General features: G+C 70.5%; 16 protein-coding genes. 15 read left to right on the forward strand and 1 reads right to left on the reverse strand.

The features are described 5' to 3' along the window. Positions 1 to 225 precede the first annotated feature (225 nt). From mraZ to RSP_RS03535, 10 genes are all read left to right on the forward strand, one after another. Entirely contained in the window at positions 226 to 732 is a 507-nt protein-coding gene (gene mraZ / locus RSP_RS03490; protein ID WP_011337234.1) for a division/cell wall cluster transcriptional repressor MraZ, read from the forward strand. 3 nt (positions 733 to 735) lie between these two features. After that, positions 736 to 1,731, forward strand: a complete 996-nt coding sequence (rsmH, locus tag RSP_RS03495) for a 16S rRNA (cytosine(1402)-N(4))-methyltransferase RsmH (protein WP_011337235.1) — start codon at positions 736 to 738, stop codon at positions 1,729 to 1,731. Continuing rightward, entirely contained in the window at positions 1,732 to 2,091 is a 360-nt protein-coding gene (gene ftsL / locus RSP_RS03500; RefSeq protein WP_002719252.1) for a cell division protein FtsL, read from the forward strand. Continuing rightward, positions 2,088 to 3,881, forward strand: a complete 1,794-nt coding sequence (locus tag RSP_RS03505) for a peptidoglycan D,D-transpeptidase FtsI family protein (RefSeq protein WP_002719253.1) — start codon at positions 2,088 to 2,090, stop codon at positions 3,879 to 3,881. Before ftsL ends, RSP_RS03505 begins: the two co-directional genes overlap by 4 nt. A gap of 14 nt (positions 3,882 to 3,895) precedes the next feature. Then, positions 3,896 to 5,383, forward strand: a complete 1,488-nt coding sequence (locus RSP_RS03510) for a UDP-N-acetylmuramoyl-L-alanyl-D-glutamate--2,6-diaminopimelate ligase (RefSeq protein ID WP_011337236.1) — start codon at positions 3,896 to 3,898, stop codon at positions 5,381 to 5,383. 88 nt (positions 5,384 to 5,471) lie between these two features. Continuing rightward, a complete protein-coding gene (locus RSP_RS03515; protein WP_011337237.1) occupies positions 5,472 to 6,905 on the forward strand; it encodes a UDP-N-acetylmuramoyl-tripeptide--D-alanyl-D-alanine ligase in 1,434 nt (477 codons plus the stop codon). Positions 6,906 to 6,917: 12 nt separating this feature from the next. Beyond that, the gene (mraY, locus tag RSP_RS03520) at positions 6,918 to 8,000 is read left to right on the forward strand and encodes a phospho-N-acetylmuramoyl-pentapeptide-transferase (RefSeq protein ID WP_002719256.1); all 1,083 of its coding nucleotides are present in this window, start codon (positions 6,918 to 6,920) and stop codon (positions 7,998 to 8,000) included. 96 nt (positions 8,001 to 8,096) lie between these two features. Further along, positions 8,097 to 8,678 carry a BON domain-containing protein gene (locus RSP_RS03525; protein WP_009562980.1) on the forward strand — a complete coding sequence of 194 codons (582 nt, stop codon included), beginning with the start codon at positions 8,097 to 8,099 and terminating at the stop codon, positions 8,676 to 8,678. A 432-nt stretch (positions 8,679 to 9,110) separates the two neighbouring features. Continuing rightward, positions 9,111 to 10,508, forward strand: a complete 1,398-nt coding sequence (gene murD, locus RSP_RS03530; protein ID WP_011337238.1) for a UDP-N-acetylmuramoyl-L-alanine--D-glutamate ligase — start codon at positions 9,111 to 9,113, stop codon at positions 10,506 to 10,508. Between the two features lie 56 nt (positions 10,509 to 10,564). Then, positions 10,565 to 11,035 (forward strand): GFA family protein, encoded by a 471-nt coding sequence (locus tag RSP_RS03535; protein WP_011337239.1) that lies wholly within the window; start codon positions 10,565 to 10,567, stop codon positions 11,033 to 11,035. Between the two features lie 353 nt (positions 11,036 to 11,388). Here RSP_RS03535 and RSP_RS03540 read toward each other — a convergent pair whose 3' ends face one another. After that, positions 11,389 to 11,859 carry an SRPBCC domain-containing protein gene (locus tag RSP_RS03540; protein WP_017140118.1) on the reverse strand — a complete coding sequence of 157 codons (471 nt, stop codon included), beginning with the start codon at positions 11,857 to 11,859 and terminating at the stop codon, positions 11,389 to 11,391. Positions 11,860 to 12,035: 176 nt separating this feature from the next. Between RSP_RS03540 and ftsW the strand changes: the two genes are divergently transcribed. The 5 genes from ftsW to murB are packed head-to-tail and all read left to right on the forward strand — an operon-like array spanning position 12,036 to position 16,898. Then, positions 12,036 to 13,202, forward strand: a complete 1,167-nt coding sequence (ftsW, locus tag RSP_RS03545) for a putative lipid II flippase FtsW (protein WP_002719261.1) — start codon at positions 12,036 to 12,038, stop codon at positions 13,200 to 13,202. Position 13,203: 1 nt separating this feature from the next. Beyond that, entirely contained in the window at positions 13,204 to 14,298 is a 1,095-nt protein-coding gene (locus RSP_RS03550) for a UDP-N-acetylglucosamine--N-acetylmuramyl-(pentapeptide) pyrophosphoryl-undecaprenol N-acetylglucosamine transferase (RefSeq protein WP_011337241.1), read from the forward strand. Further along, the gene (murC, locus tag RSP_RS03555) at positions 14,295 to 15,707 is read left to right on the forward strand and encodes a UDP-N-acetylmuramate--L-alanine ligase (RefSeq protein ID WP_002719263.1); all 1,413 of its coding nucleotides are present in this window, start codon (positions 14,295 to 14,297) and stop codon (positions 15,705 to 15,707) included. The genes RSP_RS03550 and murC overlap by 4 nt, the downstream gene beginning before the upstream one ends. A gap of 13 nt (positions 15,708 to 15,720) precedes the next feature. Further along, positions 15,721 to 15,975 carry a DUF2484 family protein gene (locus RSP_RS03560; RefSeq protein WP_011337242.1) on the forward strand — a complete coding sequence of 85 codons (255 nt, stop codon included), beginning with the start codon at positions 15,721 to 15,723 and terminating at the stop codon, positions 15,973 to 15,975. Then, positions 15,972 to 16,898, forward strand: coding sequence for a UDP-N-acetylmuramate dehydrogenase (murB, locus tag RSP_RS03565; RefSeq protein ID WP_011337243.1), 927 nt, complete (start codon positions 15,972 to 15,974; stop codon positions 16,896 to 16,898). The genes RSP_RS03560 and murB overlap by 4 nt, the downstream gene beginning before the upstream one ends. Positions 16,899 to 16,929 lie beyond the last annotated feature (31 nt).

A 16,929-nucleotide genomic window follows, 5' to 3' on the forward strand; every position in this document is an offset into this window, starting at 1 on the left:
CAGGCGAAAAGCAGGCTTCATACAGGCACCCGCTTTCATCCAATGACAGATCCGGCGCGCATGCGAGCAGACATCCCCCCAGGTGTGTGTGCGCAGTTGGACACCCAGCGATGGGACAGGCACGGCGGATCGGGCAGTGGCAGCCGCTCGATCCGCCGCTTTCGTTTCCGGGGTGCGTGGTGCGCCTCCCGGAACGGCACCGGACAGTGAAGGAGCCGCAGGGAAGTGGCGGAGGCGTTCAGAGGCGAATACAACCAGAAGGTTGACGCCAAGGCGCGGGTGTCGATCCCGGCCCCCTTCCGTCGTGTCATCGAAGCGGGCGATCCCAAATTCTCCGGCGGCCGGTCGAGCTTCGTGCTCGTCTATGGCGGCGACCGCTCCTACGTCGAATGCTACACCATTTCCGAGATGGAGCGGATCGAGGAACGGATCCGCAGCCTGCCCATGGGCACGCCCAAGCGGCGCTATCTCGAACGCAACATGATCACCCTCGCGCTTAACATGGAGCTCGACGAGGACGGCCGGATCGTGCTGCCGCCCAAGGGCCGCGAGAAGCTGGGCATCTCGCCCGACGAGCTGAAGGGCGGCACCGAAGCCACCTTTGCGGGCACGCTCAACAAGTTCCAGATCTGGAAGGCCGACACCTACGCAGCCGAGCTCGCCGCCGAAGAGGAGGTGCTCCTGCCTCCGGGCGCCGACATGCTCTCGCTGCTCGAAGAGACGGGGCTCTGACCCATGGCCGAGGCCGACACCGAGCGCCGGCCCCACATCCCGGTGCTGCTGCGTCCTCTTCTGGCCGCGGTGGCGCCGGTCGAGGGCACATGGCTCGACGGCACCTTCGGGGCGGGCGGTTATGCGCGGGGTCTGCTCGAGGCGGGCGCGGACCGGGTGATCGGCGTCGACCGCGATCCGCTCGCGCTGAAGATGGCCTCCGGCTGGGCGGGTGACTACGGCGACCGCCTGCGCCTCGTGGCGGGCACCTTCTCGCAGCTCGACAGCCATGCGGGCGCGCCCCTCGACGGGGTGGTGCTCGATCTCGGCGTCTCCTCCATGCAGCTCGATCTGGCCGAACGCGGCTTCTCGTTCCAGAAGGACGGCCCGCTCGACATGCGCATGAGCCAAGAGGGCGAAAGCGCGGCCGATCTGGTCAATACCGCCTCCGAGGAGACGCTGGCCGACATTCTCTATCATTATGGCGAGGAGCGCGCCTCGCGCCGCATCGCCCGCGCCATCGTCGAGGCCCGCGCCGCGGCGCCCATCACCCGCACGCTCGCGCTGGCCGAGATCGTGGCGCGCTGCCTGCCGCGGCCGAAGCCCGGCCAGATGCACCCGGCCACCCGCAGCTTTCAGGCGATCCGTATCGCGGTGAATGCCGAATTCTCGGAACTGGTCGAGGGGCTCGAGGCGGCCGAGCGCGCGCTCAGGCCCGGCGGCCGGCTCGCCGTCGTCACCTTCCACAGCCTCGAGGACCGGATCGTGAAACGGTTCCTCCAGCTCCGCTCGGGCGGCGAGGGGCAGGGCAACCGCTACGCCCCCGAGACGCGCGCCGATGCGCCCCGCTTCACTCTTCCGCTCCGTCGTGCCATCAGCCCGGACGAGGCGGAACTCGCCGAGAATCCGCGCGCCCGGTCGGCCCGGCTGCGGGTGGGCGTCCGGACGGACGCCCCCGCGGGAAAGGTCGATCCGCAGGCGCTCGGCACCCCGCTCATCCCGAAGAAAGGACGCCGCTGAATGCGCCCCGTGCTCTATGTCCTCACCTTCCTCGCCGTGATGGGGCTGGCCTTCTGGGCCTACCGTGAGAACTATGCCACGCAGCAGGCGCTCAAGGATGTCTCGGCGCTCAACCGCGAGATCGCGACCCTGCGCGAGTCGCTCTCGGTGCAGCGCGCGGAATGGGCCTATCTGAACCGTCCCGACCGGCTGCGCGAGCTGGCGGCGCTGAACTTCGACCGTCTGGGCCTGCTGCCGCTCGAGGCCGTGCAATTCGGCTCGGCCGCGCAGGTCTCCTACCCGCCGGATCCGCTTCAGGTGGTCACGCCGCAGGATCTGCGGCCGGGCGACATCTCGGGCGAAGTGGGAGAGCCGCTGTGATCCGCACGCCGCTGCGTCCCCTCGCCCGGATCCTCGACGCCCGCGCCAAGGGCGAGAATCCCGATTCCATCGAGCGCGAGAACCGCCGCATCCGCCACGAGGCGATGCGCGACAAGGCGCGCAACCGCGCCGAGGGCCGGCTCCTGCTGCTCGGCCTCAGCTTCTTCCTCGCCTTCTCCGTCATTGGGGCGCGCATGGGGCTTCTGGCCTCGACCCAGCCCATGGAGCCGCGCGCGGCGGCGAGCGGGGCCGAGATCCTGAACCAGCGGGCCGACATTACCGACCGCTCGGGCCGGATCCTCGCCACGAACCTGCTGACCCATTCGCTCTACGCCCATCCGCAGGACATGGTGGATCCCCTCCGGGTCGCCCGCGAGCTGGCGGCGATCTTCCCCGAACTGAAGGAAGAGGATCTCGCCAAGCGCTTCACCGACGGCCGCCGCTTCCTCTGGATCCGCAAGAAGCTCTCGCCCGAGCAGATGCAGCAGGTGCATGACATCGGCGACCCGGGCCTGCTCTTCGGCCCGCGCGAGATGCGCCTCTATCCCAACGGCCGGCTGGCGGCCCATGTGCTCGGCGGCACCAGCTTCGGCGCCGAGGGCGTCCATTCGGCGGAAGTGATCGGCACGGCCGGCATCGAGAAGGCGCTCGACACGCGGCTGCGCGATCCGGCGGCGGCCGGAGAGCCGCTGCAGCTCTCCATCGACCTGACCGTGCAGGCGGCCATCACCGAGGTTCTCGGCGCCGGCATGAAGATGATGAACGCCAAGGGCGCGACGGCGATCCTGATGGAGGCGCACAGCGGCGAGATCCTCGCGCTCGCCTCGCTGCCCGACTTCGATCCGAACGACCGTCCGGCGCCCCTCGTCGATCGCAACGCCGATCCCGGCGACAGCCCGCTCTTCAACCGCGCGGTGCAGGGCGTCTACGAACTCGGCTCGACCTTCAAGATCTTCACCGTGGCTCAGGCGATGGAGCTGGGCCTCGTGAATGCGCAGACCATCGTCGATGCCAATGCGCCGATGCGCTGGGGCCGGTTCCTCATCAAGGAATTCAAGAACCACAATTACGGCCCGCTCCTCTCGGTCACCGACGTCATCGTGAAAAGCTCGAACGTGGGTGTGGCGCGGCTCGCGCTCCAGATCGGGGGGCTGCGCCAGCAGGCCTTCCTGAAATCGCTGGGCTTCTTCGATCCGACCCCGGTCGAGCTGGTCGAGGCACCCTATGCCCGCCCGCTCGTCCCCGCGAAATGGGCCGAGATCACCACGATCACCACCTCCTACGGCCACGGGCTCGCCGCGAGCCCGCTGCATCTGGCCGCGGCCTACGGCACGATCGCGAACGGCGGCATCACCGTGAAACCCACGCTCCTTCATGGGAACGACCGTCCGCAGGGCGCGCGCGCCATGCGGGCCGAGGTCGCGCACGATTCGCTCGCGATGCTGCGGCAGGTGGTGACGCGCGGCACGGCCTCCTACGGCGACGTCGAGGGTTACGAGGTGGCGGGCAAGACCGGCACCGCCGACAAGCCCAACCCGCGCGGCGGCTATTATCACGACAAGGTGGTGAACACCTTCGCCTCCATCTTCCCCGCCTCGGACCCGCGCTATGTGCTGATCGTCACGCTCGACGAGCCGGTCGAGACCTCGGGTCCCCAGCCGCGCCGGACGGCCGGCTACACCGCCGTCCCCGTGGCCGCCGAGATCATCCGTCGCACGGCGCCGCTCCTCGGCCTGCGCCCCAAGGTTGAAGCCCCACCCGTGGATCGGATAACAGCGGTGCGCAACTGACAGGGAGACCGCTGATGGCGGATCGCGCAGCAACACTCTCGGCGCTCGGGCTCACGCCCGCAGGCGGCCGCGGAGGCGACATCGCCGTGACCGGCCTCGCGGTTGACAGCCGGCAAGTGCGCCCCGGCACCCTCTTCGCGGCGCTGCCCGGCTCCCGCAGCCACGGCGCGAGCTTCGTGCCGGCGGCGCTCGCCGCAGGCGCCACCGCGATCCTCACCGATGCCGCCGGCGCGGCGCTCGCGCGCGAGGCGCTCGCGGGCTCGGGCGCGGCCCTCGTCCTGGCCGAGGATCCCCGCCAGACCCTCGCCGGCGCGGCCGCCCTCTGGTTCGGCCGCCAGCCCGCGACCGTGGTCGCCGTAACGGGCACCAACGGCAAGACCTCGGTCGCGACCTTCACCCGCCAGATCTGGGCGGCCCTCGGCCATGCCGCGATCAACATCGGCACGACCGGCGTCGAGGGCGCCTTCGCAGCCCCCTCCGCCCATACCACGCCCGAGCCCATCACCCTCCACCGGCTCCTCGCCGAGGCGGCCGAGGCGGGCGTCACCCATGCCGCCATGGAGGCCTCCTCCCACGGGCTCGAGCAGCGCCGCCTCGACGGCGTGCATCTCGCGGCCGCGGGCTTCACCAACTTCACCCAGGACCATCTCGACTATCACGAGACCTTCGAGGCCTATTTCGCCGCCAAGGCCGGGCTCTTCACCCGGGTCTTGCCCGACGAGGGCACGGCGGTCGTCAATCTCGACGATCCCCGCGGCCCCGAGATCGCGGCCCTCGCGCGGGCGCGCGCGCAACGGGTGATCGGCACGGGCTTTCACGCCGATGCGGACCTGCGCCTTCTCTCGCAGCGCTTCGACGCGACCGGGCAGGACCTCCGCTTCTCCTGGCAGGGCGAGGTGCATCTCGCGCGTCTGCCGCTGATCGGCGGCTTCCAGGCCTGGAACGTCGCGGTCGCGGCCAGCCTCGCCATCGGCGCGGGCGACGCCCCCGAGCGGGTCTTCGCCACCTTCTCCCGGCTTCAGGGCGTGCGCGGGCGGATGCAGCTCGCCGCCACCCGCAAGAACGGTGCCTCGGTCTTCGTCGATTATGCCCATACGCCCGACGCCCTCGCCACCGCCCTCAAGGCGCTGCGCCCGCATGTGATGGGGCGCATCGTCGTCGTCTTCGGTGCCGGCGGCGACCGCGACCGCGGCAAGCGCCCGCTGATGGGCCGCGCCGCGGCAGACCATGCCGACGTGCTCTATGTCACCGACGACAATCCCCGCACCGAGGATCCCGCCGCCATCCGCCGCGCCATCCTCGAGGCCTGCCCCGAGGCGCATGAGGTGGGCGACCGGGCCGAGGCCATCCTGCGCGGCGTCGATGCGCTCACGCCGGGCGACGCGCTCCTCATCGCGGGCAAGGGCCACGAATCGGGCCAGGTGGTGGGCACCGACATCTTCCCCTTCGACGATGCCGAACAGGCGAGCATCGCCACCGCCGCGCTGGACGGGCTGATATGACCCCCACCTCCCTTCTTCATTCTGGCAGAAATATCCCGGGGGGCGCGGGGGGCTGGCCCCCCGTCTCCGCCGGCAACGGGCCTGACGCATGACCCCCCTCTGGACCTCCGACGAGGCCGCCGCCACGACGGGCGGCCGCGCCACCCGCGCCTTCGCCGCCACAGGCGTCTCGATCGACACCCGCAGCCTCGGGCCGGGCGACCTCTTCGTGGCGCTCACCGACCAGCGCGACGGCCACGCCTTCGTGGCCGAGGCGCTGGCCCGTGGCGCCGCCGCGGCGCTGGTCTCGCGCCGCCCGGAAGGCCTCCCCGAGGATGCGCCGCTCCTTCTCGTGCCCGATGTGCTGGAAGGGCTCCGCGCGCTCGGCCGCGCGGCCCGCGCCCGGACCCGCGCCCGCGTCGTGGGCGTGACGGGCTCGGTCGGCAAGACCTCGACCAAGGAGATGCTGCGCGCCACGCTCGGCGGGCAGGGCACCGTCCATGCCGCCGAGGCCTCCTACAACAACCACTGGGGCGTGCCGCTCACGCTGGCGCGGATGCCCGCCGACGTGGATTTCGCCGTCGTCGAGATCGGCATGAACCATCCGGGCGAGATCGCCCCGCTGTCGCGCCTCGCCCGGCCGCATCTGGCCCTCATCACCACCGTGGCCGCGGCCCATCTCGAGGCCTTCGACAGCCTCTCCGCCATCGCCGAGGAGAAGGCCGCGATCCTCGAGGGGCTCGAGCCGGCCGGGCGCGCGATCTTGCCCGCCGGGCTCGAGGTGTCGCCGGTGCTCGCAGCCCGCGCCGCGGCGCTGGGCGTGCCGGCCGTGACCTTCGGCCAGACGGCCGACGCCGACTGGCGCCTCGCCGACATCCAGATCACCCCCGAGGCCACCGTCGCGCGGGCGAGCCATGCCGGCGGAACCTTCCTCTTCAAGGTGCTGACGCCGGGCCGGCATTTCGCCTCGAACGCGCTCGCCACTCTGGCCGCGGCCGAGGCGCTCGGGCTCGATCTCACCATCGCCGCCTGCGACTTGGGTCTCTGGACGCCGCCCTCGGGCCGCGGCACGCGCGAGCGCATCGCGCTCGACCCGGTGGACGAGGCAGGCTTCGACCTGATCGACGATGCCTTCAACGCCAATCCCGCCTCGATGGCGGCGAGCCTCGAGCTTCTGGCCGCGATGGCGCCCACCGACGGGGTCGGGCGGATCGCCGCCGGCCGCCGGATCGCCATCCTCGGCGACATGCTCGAACTCGGGCCCACCGAGGCAGAGCTGCATCGTGCGGTGGCCGACCATCCCGCCCTGGCCGAGATCGCCCTCGTTCACTGCGTGGGCCCCCGGATGCGGGCGCTCCACGAGGCGCTGCCGCGCCGCCAGCGCGGCGAATGGGTCGAGACCGCGGCCGAGCTCGTGCCGCGGGCCCGTCTGCTCGTCGATGCGGGCGACATCGTGCTGGTGAAGGGCTCGAAAGGGATCAAGGTCAGCCTGGTGGTTGACGCGCTCCGCAAACTGGGCCAGTCGAGCCCATCCAGGACCTGAGGGGCCGACCAGATGCTGTATCTCCTGACCGCCTTCTCCGACGGCGGCGACATTTTCAACCTCTTCCGCTACCTGACCTTCCGGGCCGGAGCCGCCTTCTTCACCGCGCTGATCTTCGGCTTCCTCTTCGGCCGCCCGCTGATCGACTTCCTGCGCCGCAAGCAGGGCAAGGGCCAGCCGATCCGGGACGACGGGCCGACCACCCACTTCGCCAAGGCGGGCACCCCCACCATGGGCGGCCTTCTGATCCTCTCGGCACTTGTGGTCTCGACCCTCCTCTGGGCGCGGCTCGACAATCCTTACGTCTGGATCGTCCTCCTCGTGACCGTGGCCTTCGGCCTGATCGGCTTCGCCGACGACTATGCCAAGGTGAAGAAGCAGAACACCAAGGGCGTGCCGGGCCGGGTGCGTTTCCTGATCGGGCTCCTGATCGCCGCGCTCGCGGCCATCGCGGCCGCCTGGTCGCATCCGCCGGATCTGACGCTCCAGCTCGCCATGCCCTTCTTCAAGGATGCGCTCATCAATCTCGGCTGGTTCTTCGTGCCCTTCGCCATGGTGGTGATCGTGGGCGCGGCCAATGCGGTGAACCTCACCGACGGGCTCGACGGGCTGGCCATCATGCCGGTGATGATCGCGGGCACCACCCTCGGCGTGATCGCCTATGTCGTCGGCAACTTCAATCTGACCGACTATCTGGGCGTCCATTTCGTCCCCGGCACGGGCGAGCTTCTGATCTTCAGCTCCGCGCTCGTGGGGGGCGGGCTGGGCTTTCTGTGGTACAACGCGCCCCCGGCCGCGGTCTTCATGGGCGACACGGGCTCGCTCGCCCTGGGCGGCGCGCTCGGCGCCATCGCGGTCTGCACCAAGCACGAGATCGTGCTCGCGATCGTGGGCGGCCTCTTCGTCACCGAGGCGCTCTCGGTCATCATCCAGGTTCTCTATTTCAAGCGCACCGGGCGGCGGGTGTTCCTGATGGCGCCGATCCACCACCATTTCGAGAAGAAGGGCTGGGCCGAGCCGCAGATCGTGATCCGCTTCTGGATCATCTCGCTGATCCTCGCCCTGATCGGCCTCTCGACCCTCAAGCTGCGCTGAGCGCAGCGCGCGCGCCCGGTCCTGCCGGGCGCTGCAGCCCCCGGGAACAAGCCCCGCCCGACGCCCGTTCTCCTGCCGCAACTTGAGGAGAACGACATGGCAAAGGCGCCGCACGAGAGTCCCGAGGAAGGCGACCCGAAGGATCCCTACGCCACCGGCGACGCTGCGCGGCCCGGCTCGGCCACGATGGCCGACCGCGAGACCGAGCAGCCGCGCGATATCGACGATACCGGCCGCACCGATGCGTCGGGCTACGATGTCGATCCGCCGCCGGACGCCCGAACGCGGCACAGCCACGACATCGGCCTCTCCGACGAGGATGCCGAGCATCAGGGCTGGCGCGAGTTCGACAGCACCGTCGAATGGGAGGGCGAGGAGCCCTATCCGGCCGAGCCCGCCACCGACGTGGAGGAAGCGGCCGAAGAAGAGGCGCTGGCCGACGAGGATCTCGCCGACGATACGGGCGAAGAGGCCCCGGTGGCCGATCTGGCCGAGGCGGTGACGGCGCTCCTCGAGGACGATCTCGAGATCGACGTGGCCGACCTCTCGGTCGAGGTGCGCGGCGCGACGGTGATCCTGCGCGGCAGCGCGGGCAGCGCCGAGGACAGCGAGCGCGCCGCCGAACGCGCGGCAGGCGTGCCGGGCGTGCGCGCGGTCGAGAACGAGCTCTCCGTCTGACGGTCCGGGCGTCGCCGGCGGCCTTCCGCGAGCCTTGCGTCCGACGGCCCTTCGGACCGGGCCCCGCGCCGGGTCGGGACCGTCGGCCGGACGACCTTCGGCTCGGCTCCGGAACGGCCTTCCGTCCGCCGACCCCCGGGTCGGGCTCTTCGCCCGCTTCGCGTAAATCCTTCTTTCGGAAGACCCTGCGGCTTGGCTCCGCGCTCGTGCGGGGAACATGCCATGCGTCCGCGGCCCCCGGGTCAGGCTTCGCGCCCGGTTCGGATCGAACCTTCTGCCGGGCGACTCATCGGCCCCCTCTCTGCTCGGACCTGGGAAGGCGCTTGCCGGAGATCTGCGGATCGGTCGGGGCGGGAGAAGGGGAGGGGCCGCCTTGCACCTCCCCGCATCCGCCTCCATTCTCCGGCCCGATCTGCAGAAGGATGCGTCAGAATGATTCCCGTCCGCGGCCTCGAGGGCCGAAAGGTGGCCGTGCTCGGCCTCGGCCGTTCCGGTCTTGCCACCGCCCGTGCGCTGGAAGCCGGGGGCGCCGAGCCGCTCCTGTGGGACGACAGCCCCGAAGCGCGCGCCAAGGCCGAGGGGCAGGGCTTCACGGTGACGGATCTCACCCGCGAGCGGGCTTTCGAGGGCGTGGCGCTTCTGGTGACGAGCCCCGGCATCCCGCATCTCTATCCCGCGCCGAACCCGGTTATCGCGCGCGCCATGGCGGCGGGCGTGCCGGTCGACAATGACATCGGCCTCTTCTTCCGCAGCTTCGCCACCCGCGACTGGGACGCGTTCGACCAGATGCCGCGCGTGGTCTGCGTCACCGGCTCGAACGGCAAGTCCACCACCACGGCGCTCATCCATCACATCCTGTCGGAGGCCGGCCGGCCCACGCAGATGGCGGGCAACATCGGCCGCGGTGTGCTCGATCTCGACCCCGCCCGCGATGGCGAGGTGGTGGTGCTGGAGCTCTCCTCCTACCAGACCGATCTCGCCCGCGCGCTGACGCCCGACGTGGCGGTCTTCACCAACCTCTCGCCCGACCATCTCGACCGGCACGGCGGGATGGGCGGCTATTTCGCGGCCAAGCGCCGACTGTTCGCCGAAGGCGGCCCGGACCGCGCCGTGATCGGGGTGGACGAGCCCGAGGGGCTCTATCTCGCGGGCCAGCTGTCGGTTGCGCCCGAGGATGACCGGGTGATCCGTATCTCGGCGGGCCAGAAGCTCGAGCGGTTCGGCTGGTCGGTCTTCGCGCGCAAGGGCTTTCTCGCGGAATGGCGCAAGGGCCGGCAGATGGCCTCGATCGACCTGCGCGCCATGCCGGGCCTGCCCGGGGCGCACAACCACCAGAACGCCTGCGCCGCCTATGCGGCCTGCCGGACGATGGGCCTCGCCCCGCGCCAGATCGAGGCGGCGCTCGCCTCCTTCGCGGGCCTGCCGCACCGGAGCCAGACGGTGGGCGAGAAGGGCGGCGTGCGCTTCGTGAACGATTCGAAGGCCACCAACGTGGACAGCGCGGCCAAGGCGCTGCAGGCCTTCCCGAAGATCCGCTGGATCGCGGGCGGGCTCGGCAAGGACGGCGGGATCGTGGCGCTCCAGCCGCATCTGGGCTCGGTGGTGAAGGCCTATCTCATCGGCCATTCGGCGCGCGATTTTGCGTTGCAGATCGGGGCGACCGACCACGAGATCTGCGAGACGATGGAGCGCGCGGTGGCCCGCGCGGCCGAGGAGGCGCAGCCGGGCGAGGTCGTGCTGCTTGCGCCTGCGGCGGCGAGCTTCGACCAGTATCCGAACTTCGAGAAGCGGGGCGAGGACTTCATGGAGAAGGTGAAGGCCCTGCTGTAACGACGGAATCCGGGCCGCGACGGTCGGCACGGCTGCAGGCGAGGGAGGGAGAGGAAATGGAAGGACGCTGCATCTGCGGGGAGGTCGCCTACCGGCTGACCGAGCGGCCGCTCTTCGTTCATTGCTGTCACTGCAGCTGGTGCCAGCGCGAATCCGGCAGCGCCTTCGCGCTCAACGCCCTGATCGAGACCGACCGGATCGAGCTTCTGGCGGGGCAGCCCGAGAGGGTGGCGATCCCCTCGCATTCGGGCAAGGGGCAGGAGGTGCTGCGCTGCCCGCGCTGCCGGATCGCACTCTGGAGCCATTACGCCGGGGCCGGGCCGTTGATGGCCTTCGTCCGCGTGGGCACGCTGGCAGAGCCCGCGGCCTGTCCGCCCGACATCCACATCTACACCACGACGAAGCTGCCCTGGGTCCGGCTCGACGAGGGCGTGCCGGCCATGGCGGACTATTATGCCCGCAGCCAGCACTGGCCGGAGCCGAGCCTCGCCCGCTGGAAGATCCTGCGCGAACGCATGTCCGGTTGATCCGGGGGCGCCGCCGGGCAGGGCAGGGTCGGAGGGCATCGACCGGTTGGGCGGGCGGTCCCCGCCGGCTGACTCCGCAGTTCGGCTGAAGGCCTGAACGACCGGGGGCGCTCGAGAGGGGCGGCGGCGGGCCGAAGCTCATGCGACGGGAAAGACAGCCATGGCGCCCGGGCTCCGGCGGCTGTCTCGCTCGGGCAGACCCGCGGCGCAGGCGGCCCGGTCCGGTCCCGATGCGGGTGTGCCGGCGGCCTTTTCCGCGTCTTCCCGCCAGAGGGCGACAGAAGGATCGGCGACACGACGCGGGATCCTCATGACCGACACGGCCCCCGGCGCTCCTTCCGCCCCCCGTCCGCTCAGGCGGCGAGCATGACGTCGAGGTGGCGATAGGCCTCCTCCATCTCGGTCGCCATGGCCGAAGCGGCGACCGCGTCGCGCGCCTCGGGCGTGGCGTAGTCCACCGCCATCGCAAGTTCGGTGCCGCCCTCTACGGGCAGAAGCTGCAGGGTCACGAGCGTCTCGCCGCCCGTCCAGTCCTCGTCATAGAGCTCGCTGTGGATCAGCCGGTGCGGCGGTTCGGCCAGGATCACCCGGCCGGTGAGACCCCGCGTGCGGCCCTCGGGCCCGGTCCAGACCTGTCGGATGAGGCCGCCCTTGTGGGGCTCGAACACGCACTCGGTCATGGGCCAGCCCCTCGCGAAGAGCCAGGCCGGAAGGAGCGCGGGGCTCGTGAGGGCGGCCCAGAGCTGTTCGGGGGTCGCCGCGAAATGCCGCCGGAACTCGAGGCGCGTGGCGCTCCCGGGGCCGATCTGGATTTCGTCCGCCATCGGTGCTCTCCCTCTCCCGTGCGCCTCCGCGCGCATCGCGCGGCCCTGCCCAAGAAACGTCGGTCCGGCGCGTCCGTTCCGTCCGCCTTTCCGCTGGCCATGAGCCCCGCATTTGGCTAGACTTTTCACCAGACCCGGAAAACGGGCGGACGAGGCAGTGCAGGCGGATTTTTCCCATGACTGAGATGGTCTATGGCTCCATGCCCGTGCGGGCAACCGAGCCGGTTCTTCCCCGCTGGTGGCGCACCATCGACAAATGGTCGCTGACGTCGATTCTGGTGCTGTTCGGGATCGGGCTCCTGCTCGGCCTCGCGGCCTCGGTGCCGCTGGCCACGCGCAACGGGCTCGACCCGTTCTATTATGTCCAGCGGCAGGCCTTCTTCGGCGGCATGGCGATCGTGGCGATGTTCGCGGTCTCGATGATGTCGCCCGACATGGTGCGCCGCCTGGGCGTGCTGGGATTCGCCGGCGCCTTCGTGGCCCTCGTGCTGCTGCCCTTCTTCGGAACCGACTTCGGCAAGGGCGCGGTGCGCTGGTTCTCGTTCGGCTTCGCCTCGGTGCAGCCGTCGGAATTCCTCAAGCCCGGCTTCGTGATCCTCGGCGCCTGGCTCATGGCCGCGAGCCAGGAGCTGAACGGCCCGCCCGGCAAGAGCTTCTCCTTCGCCCTCACCACCGTGATCGTGCTCCTCCTCGCGATGCAGCCGGACTTCGGTCAGGCCGCACTGGTGCTCTTCGGCTGGAGCGTGATGTATTTCGTGGCCGGTGCGCCCATGACGCTGATCGCCATCATCATGAGCATCGTGGGCGCGGGCGCCTTCTTCGCCTACAACTCGTCCGAGCACTTCGCGCGCCGGATCGACGGCTTCCTGAACCCCGATCTCGATCCGCGCACCCAGCTGGGCTACGCCACGAACGCCATCCAGGAGGGCGGCTTCTTCGGCGTGGGTGTGGGCGAGGGGCAGGTGAAATGGTCGCTGCCCGACGCGCATACCGACTTCATCATCGCGGTCGCGGCCGAGGAATACGGGCTGATCCTCGTCCTCATCATCCTCGCGCTCTACGGCACGGTGACGGTGCGCAGCCTCTTCCGGCTGATGCGCGAGCGCGATCCCTTCATCCGCCTCGCAGGCACGGGCCTTGCCTGCATCTTCGGCGTGCAGGCCATGATCAACATGGGCGTGGCCGTGCGGCTGCTGCCGGCCAAGGGCATGACGCTGCCCTTCGTGAGCTATGGCGGCTCGTCGGTGATCGCGGCGGGGGTGACGGTGGGGATGCTGCTGGCCATGACCCGCTCGCGCCCGCAGGGCGAGATCGGCGACATCCTCTTCAAGCGGGGGCGGTGACATGGGCCGGCCGCTCCTCCTGATCGCAGCGGGAGGGACGGGGGGGCACATGTTTCCCGCTCAGGCCCTGGCCGAGGCGATGGTCCGCCGCGGCTGGCGCGTGAAGCTGTCCACCGATGCGCGCGGCGCCCGCTATGCCGGGGGCTTCCCCCATGTCGTCGAGATCGAGGAGGTGAGCTCGGCCACCTTCGCGCGCGGCGGCCCGCTGGCCAAGGCGCTGGTCCCCCTCCGCATCGCGGGCGGCGTGGCCTCGGCCGTCGCGGGCTTCCTGCGCGACCGGCCCTCGGTGGTGGTGGGCTTCGGCGGCTATCCCTCGATTCCCGCGCTGTCGGCGGCCGTGGCGCTGCGTCTGCCGCGGATGATCCACGAGCAGAACGGGGTGCTCGGCCGGGTGAACCGGCTGTTTGCGCCGCGCGTGCAGGCGGTCTGCTGCGGAACCTGGCCCACGGACCTGCCCGAGGGGGTCGAGGGCTACTACACCGGCAATCCCGTCCGGGCCGCGGTGCTCGAGCGGGCCGCCGCCCCCTATATCGTGCCCGGCGACTATCCGATGAGCCTCGTCGTCATCGGCGGCAGTCAGGGCGCGCGGGTCCTCTCGGACGTGGTGCCCGAAGCCATCGCGCGGCTGCCCGAGGAGATCTTGGCCAACCTCCGCATCGCCCATCAGGCGCGCGAGGAGGATGTGGCGCGCGTCACCGAAGCCTATGACCGGGCGGGGCTTCTGGCCGAGGTGAAGACCTTCTTCACCGACATTCCGCGCAGGCTCTCGGAGGCGCAGCTCGTGATCTCGCGCTCGGGCGCCTCGTCGGTGGCCGACATCTCGATCATCGGCCGGCCCGCGATCCTCGTGCCCTTCGCGGCGGCCACTGCCGATCACCAGACCGCGAACGCCCGCGGCCTCGTCGAGGCCGAGGCCGCCATCCTCATCCCGGAATCCGCGCTTGACCCCGGCGCGCTCTCGGAGCACATCGCCGCGGTGCTGTCGCAGCCCGACGCGGCGCGGCAGATGGCGCGCAATGCGCTGGCCCACGGCCGCCCCGATGCCACCGAGCGTCTCGTCGAGGTGGTGGAGCATCTGGCAAGGAAAGAGACATGAACGCCGCAACGAAGCTGCCGGGGGAACTCGGCCCCATCCATTTCGTCGGCATCGGCGGCATCGGCATGTCGGGCATCGCCGAGGTGCTGATGACACTGGGCTACCGCGTGCAGGGCTCGGATGCGAAGGCCTCGAAGATCACCGAGCGGCTGGTGTCGCTGGGCGCCACCTTCTTCGAGGGGCAGCGCGCGGGCAACCTCGGCGAGGCGGCGGTCGTCGTGATCTCCTCGGCGATCAAGAAGGGCAATCCCGAGCTCGAGGAGGCGCGGCTGCGCGGCCTGCCGGTGGTGCGCCGGGCCGAGATGCTGGCCGAGCTGATGCGGATGCGCTCGAACATCGCCATCGCGGGCACCCACGGCAAGACCACGACCACTACCATGGTGGCCACCCTTCTGGACAAGGGCGGCTTCGATCCGACCGTCATCAACGGCGGCGTGATCCATGCCTATGGCTCGAACGCCCGGGCGGGCGCCGGCGAATGGATGGTGGTCGAAGCGGACGAATCGGACGGCTCGTTCAACCGCCTGCCCGCGACCATCGCCATCGTGACGAACATCGACCCCGAGCACATGGAGCACTGGGGCTCGTTCGATGCGCTGCGCAAGGGCTTCTACGACTTCGTCACCAACATCCCCTTCTACGGCCTCGCCGTCTGCTGCACCGACCATGCCGAGGTGCAGGCGCTGGTCGGCCGCGTGACCGACCGCAGGATCGTGACCTTCGGCTTCAACGCGCAGGCCGACGTGCGCGCGATCAACCTGCGCTACGAGAACGGCATCGCCCATTTCGACGTGGCCCTGCAGTCCGAAGGAACGGGCCATGTGATCGAGGGCATGAGCCTGCCGATGCCGGGCGACCATAACGTGTCGAACGCGCTGGCCGCGGTCGCGGTGGCCCGCCATCTCGGCATGAAGAAGGACGAGATCCGCGAGGCCTTGGCGGCCTTCGGCGGCGTCAACCGGCGCTTCACCAAGGTGGGCGAGGTGGGCGGCGTCACCATCATCGACGATTACGGCCACCATCCGGTCGAGATCGCGGCGGTGCTGAAGGCCGCGCGGCAGGCGGTGAAGGGGCGGGTGATCGCGGTCCACCAGCCGCACCGCTACAGCCGGCTCCATTCGCTGTTCGACGACTTCTGCACCTGCTTCAACGAGGCCGATGTGGTGGCCATCGCCGAGGTCTATGCCGCGGGCGAGGATCCGATCCCGGGGGCCGGCCGCGACGATCTGGTGGCGGGGCTCATCGCCCACGGCCACCGGCACGCGCGCGCCATCCTCTGCGAGGACGATCTCGAGCGGCTGGTGCGCGAGCAGGCCCGGCCGGGCGACATGGTCGTGTGCCTCGGCGCGGGCACCATCTCGGCCTGGGCGAACAACCTGCCCGCGCGTCTGATGGGGAAGGCGGCGTAAGCCGCCGAGGGGGATGGTCGCTCCGCTTCTCCTCGCCGGGCTCTGGGTGGTGGCTGCGATGGCCGTCCATCACCTGCCGGCCCGCGTGCACTGGCTGGGCCTTGCCCTCCTCATCCTGGCCGGCATCCCGCTTCTCGGCTGGGTGACCTACCGGCACGGACCCTTCCTCGGCATGTTCGCCCTGATCCTCGGCGCGGCCAGCCTCTACTGGCCGGTGGGCCGGTTCGGCGGCCGCCTGCGCCGCCCGCCGCCGGAGCATATCGAATGATGCCGCCCGTCCGCGGCACCCTGACCCAAGGCCGCTCCCTCGCCGATCTGACCTGGCTCCGCGTGGGCGGCCCGGCCGACTGGCTGTTCCAGCCCGCCGACGAGGCCGACCTCGTGCAGTTCCTCGGCGCGCTCGATCCGGCGGTGCCGGTCTTCCCGATGGGCGTGGGCTCGAACCTCATCGTCCGCGACGGCGGGCTGCGCGCCGTGGTGATCCGGCTCGGCCGCGGCTTCAACGCGATCCGCATCGAGGGCGACCGCGTGATCGCCGGGGCCGCCGCGCTCGATGCCCATGTGGCGCGCCACGCGGCGGATGCGGGGCGCGACCTCACCTTCCTGCGCACCATCCCCGGCTCGATCGGCGGGGCGGTGCGGATGAACGCGGGCTGCTACGGCTCTTATGTCGCGGACCATCTGATCGAGGTTCGCGCCGTCACGCGCGAGGGCAGGCCGGTCACGCTGCCCGCGGCCGAGCTGGGCCTCGCCTACCGCCAAAGTGCCCTGCCCGAGGGCTGCGTGCTGACCGAGGCCACCTTCCGCGCCGAGGCGGGCGATCCGGCCGCACTCGCGCGCCGCATGGACGAGCAGATCGCGCGCAGGGATTCGAGCCAGCCCACGAAGGAGCGCAGCGCGGGCTCGACCTTTCGCAATCCGGCCGGTTTTTCCTCGACCGGGCGAGCCGACGACACGCACGAGTTGAAGGCCTGGAAGCTCATCGACGAGGCCGGACTGCGCGGCGCGCGACGCGGCGGGGCGCAGATGAGCGAGATGCATTCCAACTTCCTCATCAACGCGGGCGGCGCCACGGCGGCCGATCTCGAAGGTTTGGGGGAGGAAGTGATAAAAAGGGTTTTCCAAAGCTCGGGAATCCGGCTAGAGTGGGAAATCATGCGGGTTGGTGAACTGCCCGTTAACAAAGAATAATAACGCGTCCACAGGACGCGGCTGAGGCGGA

The sequence above is a fragment of the Cereibacter sphaeroides 2.4.1 genome, from assembly GCF_000012905.2.
GTDB classification, from domain to species: Bacteria; Pseudomonadota; Alphaproteobacteria; order Rhodobacterales; family Rhodobacteraceae; genus Cereibacter_A; species Cereibacter_A sphaeroides.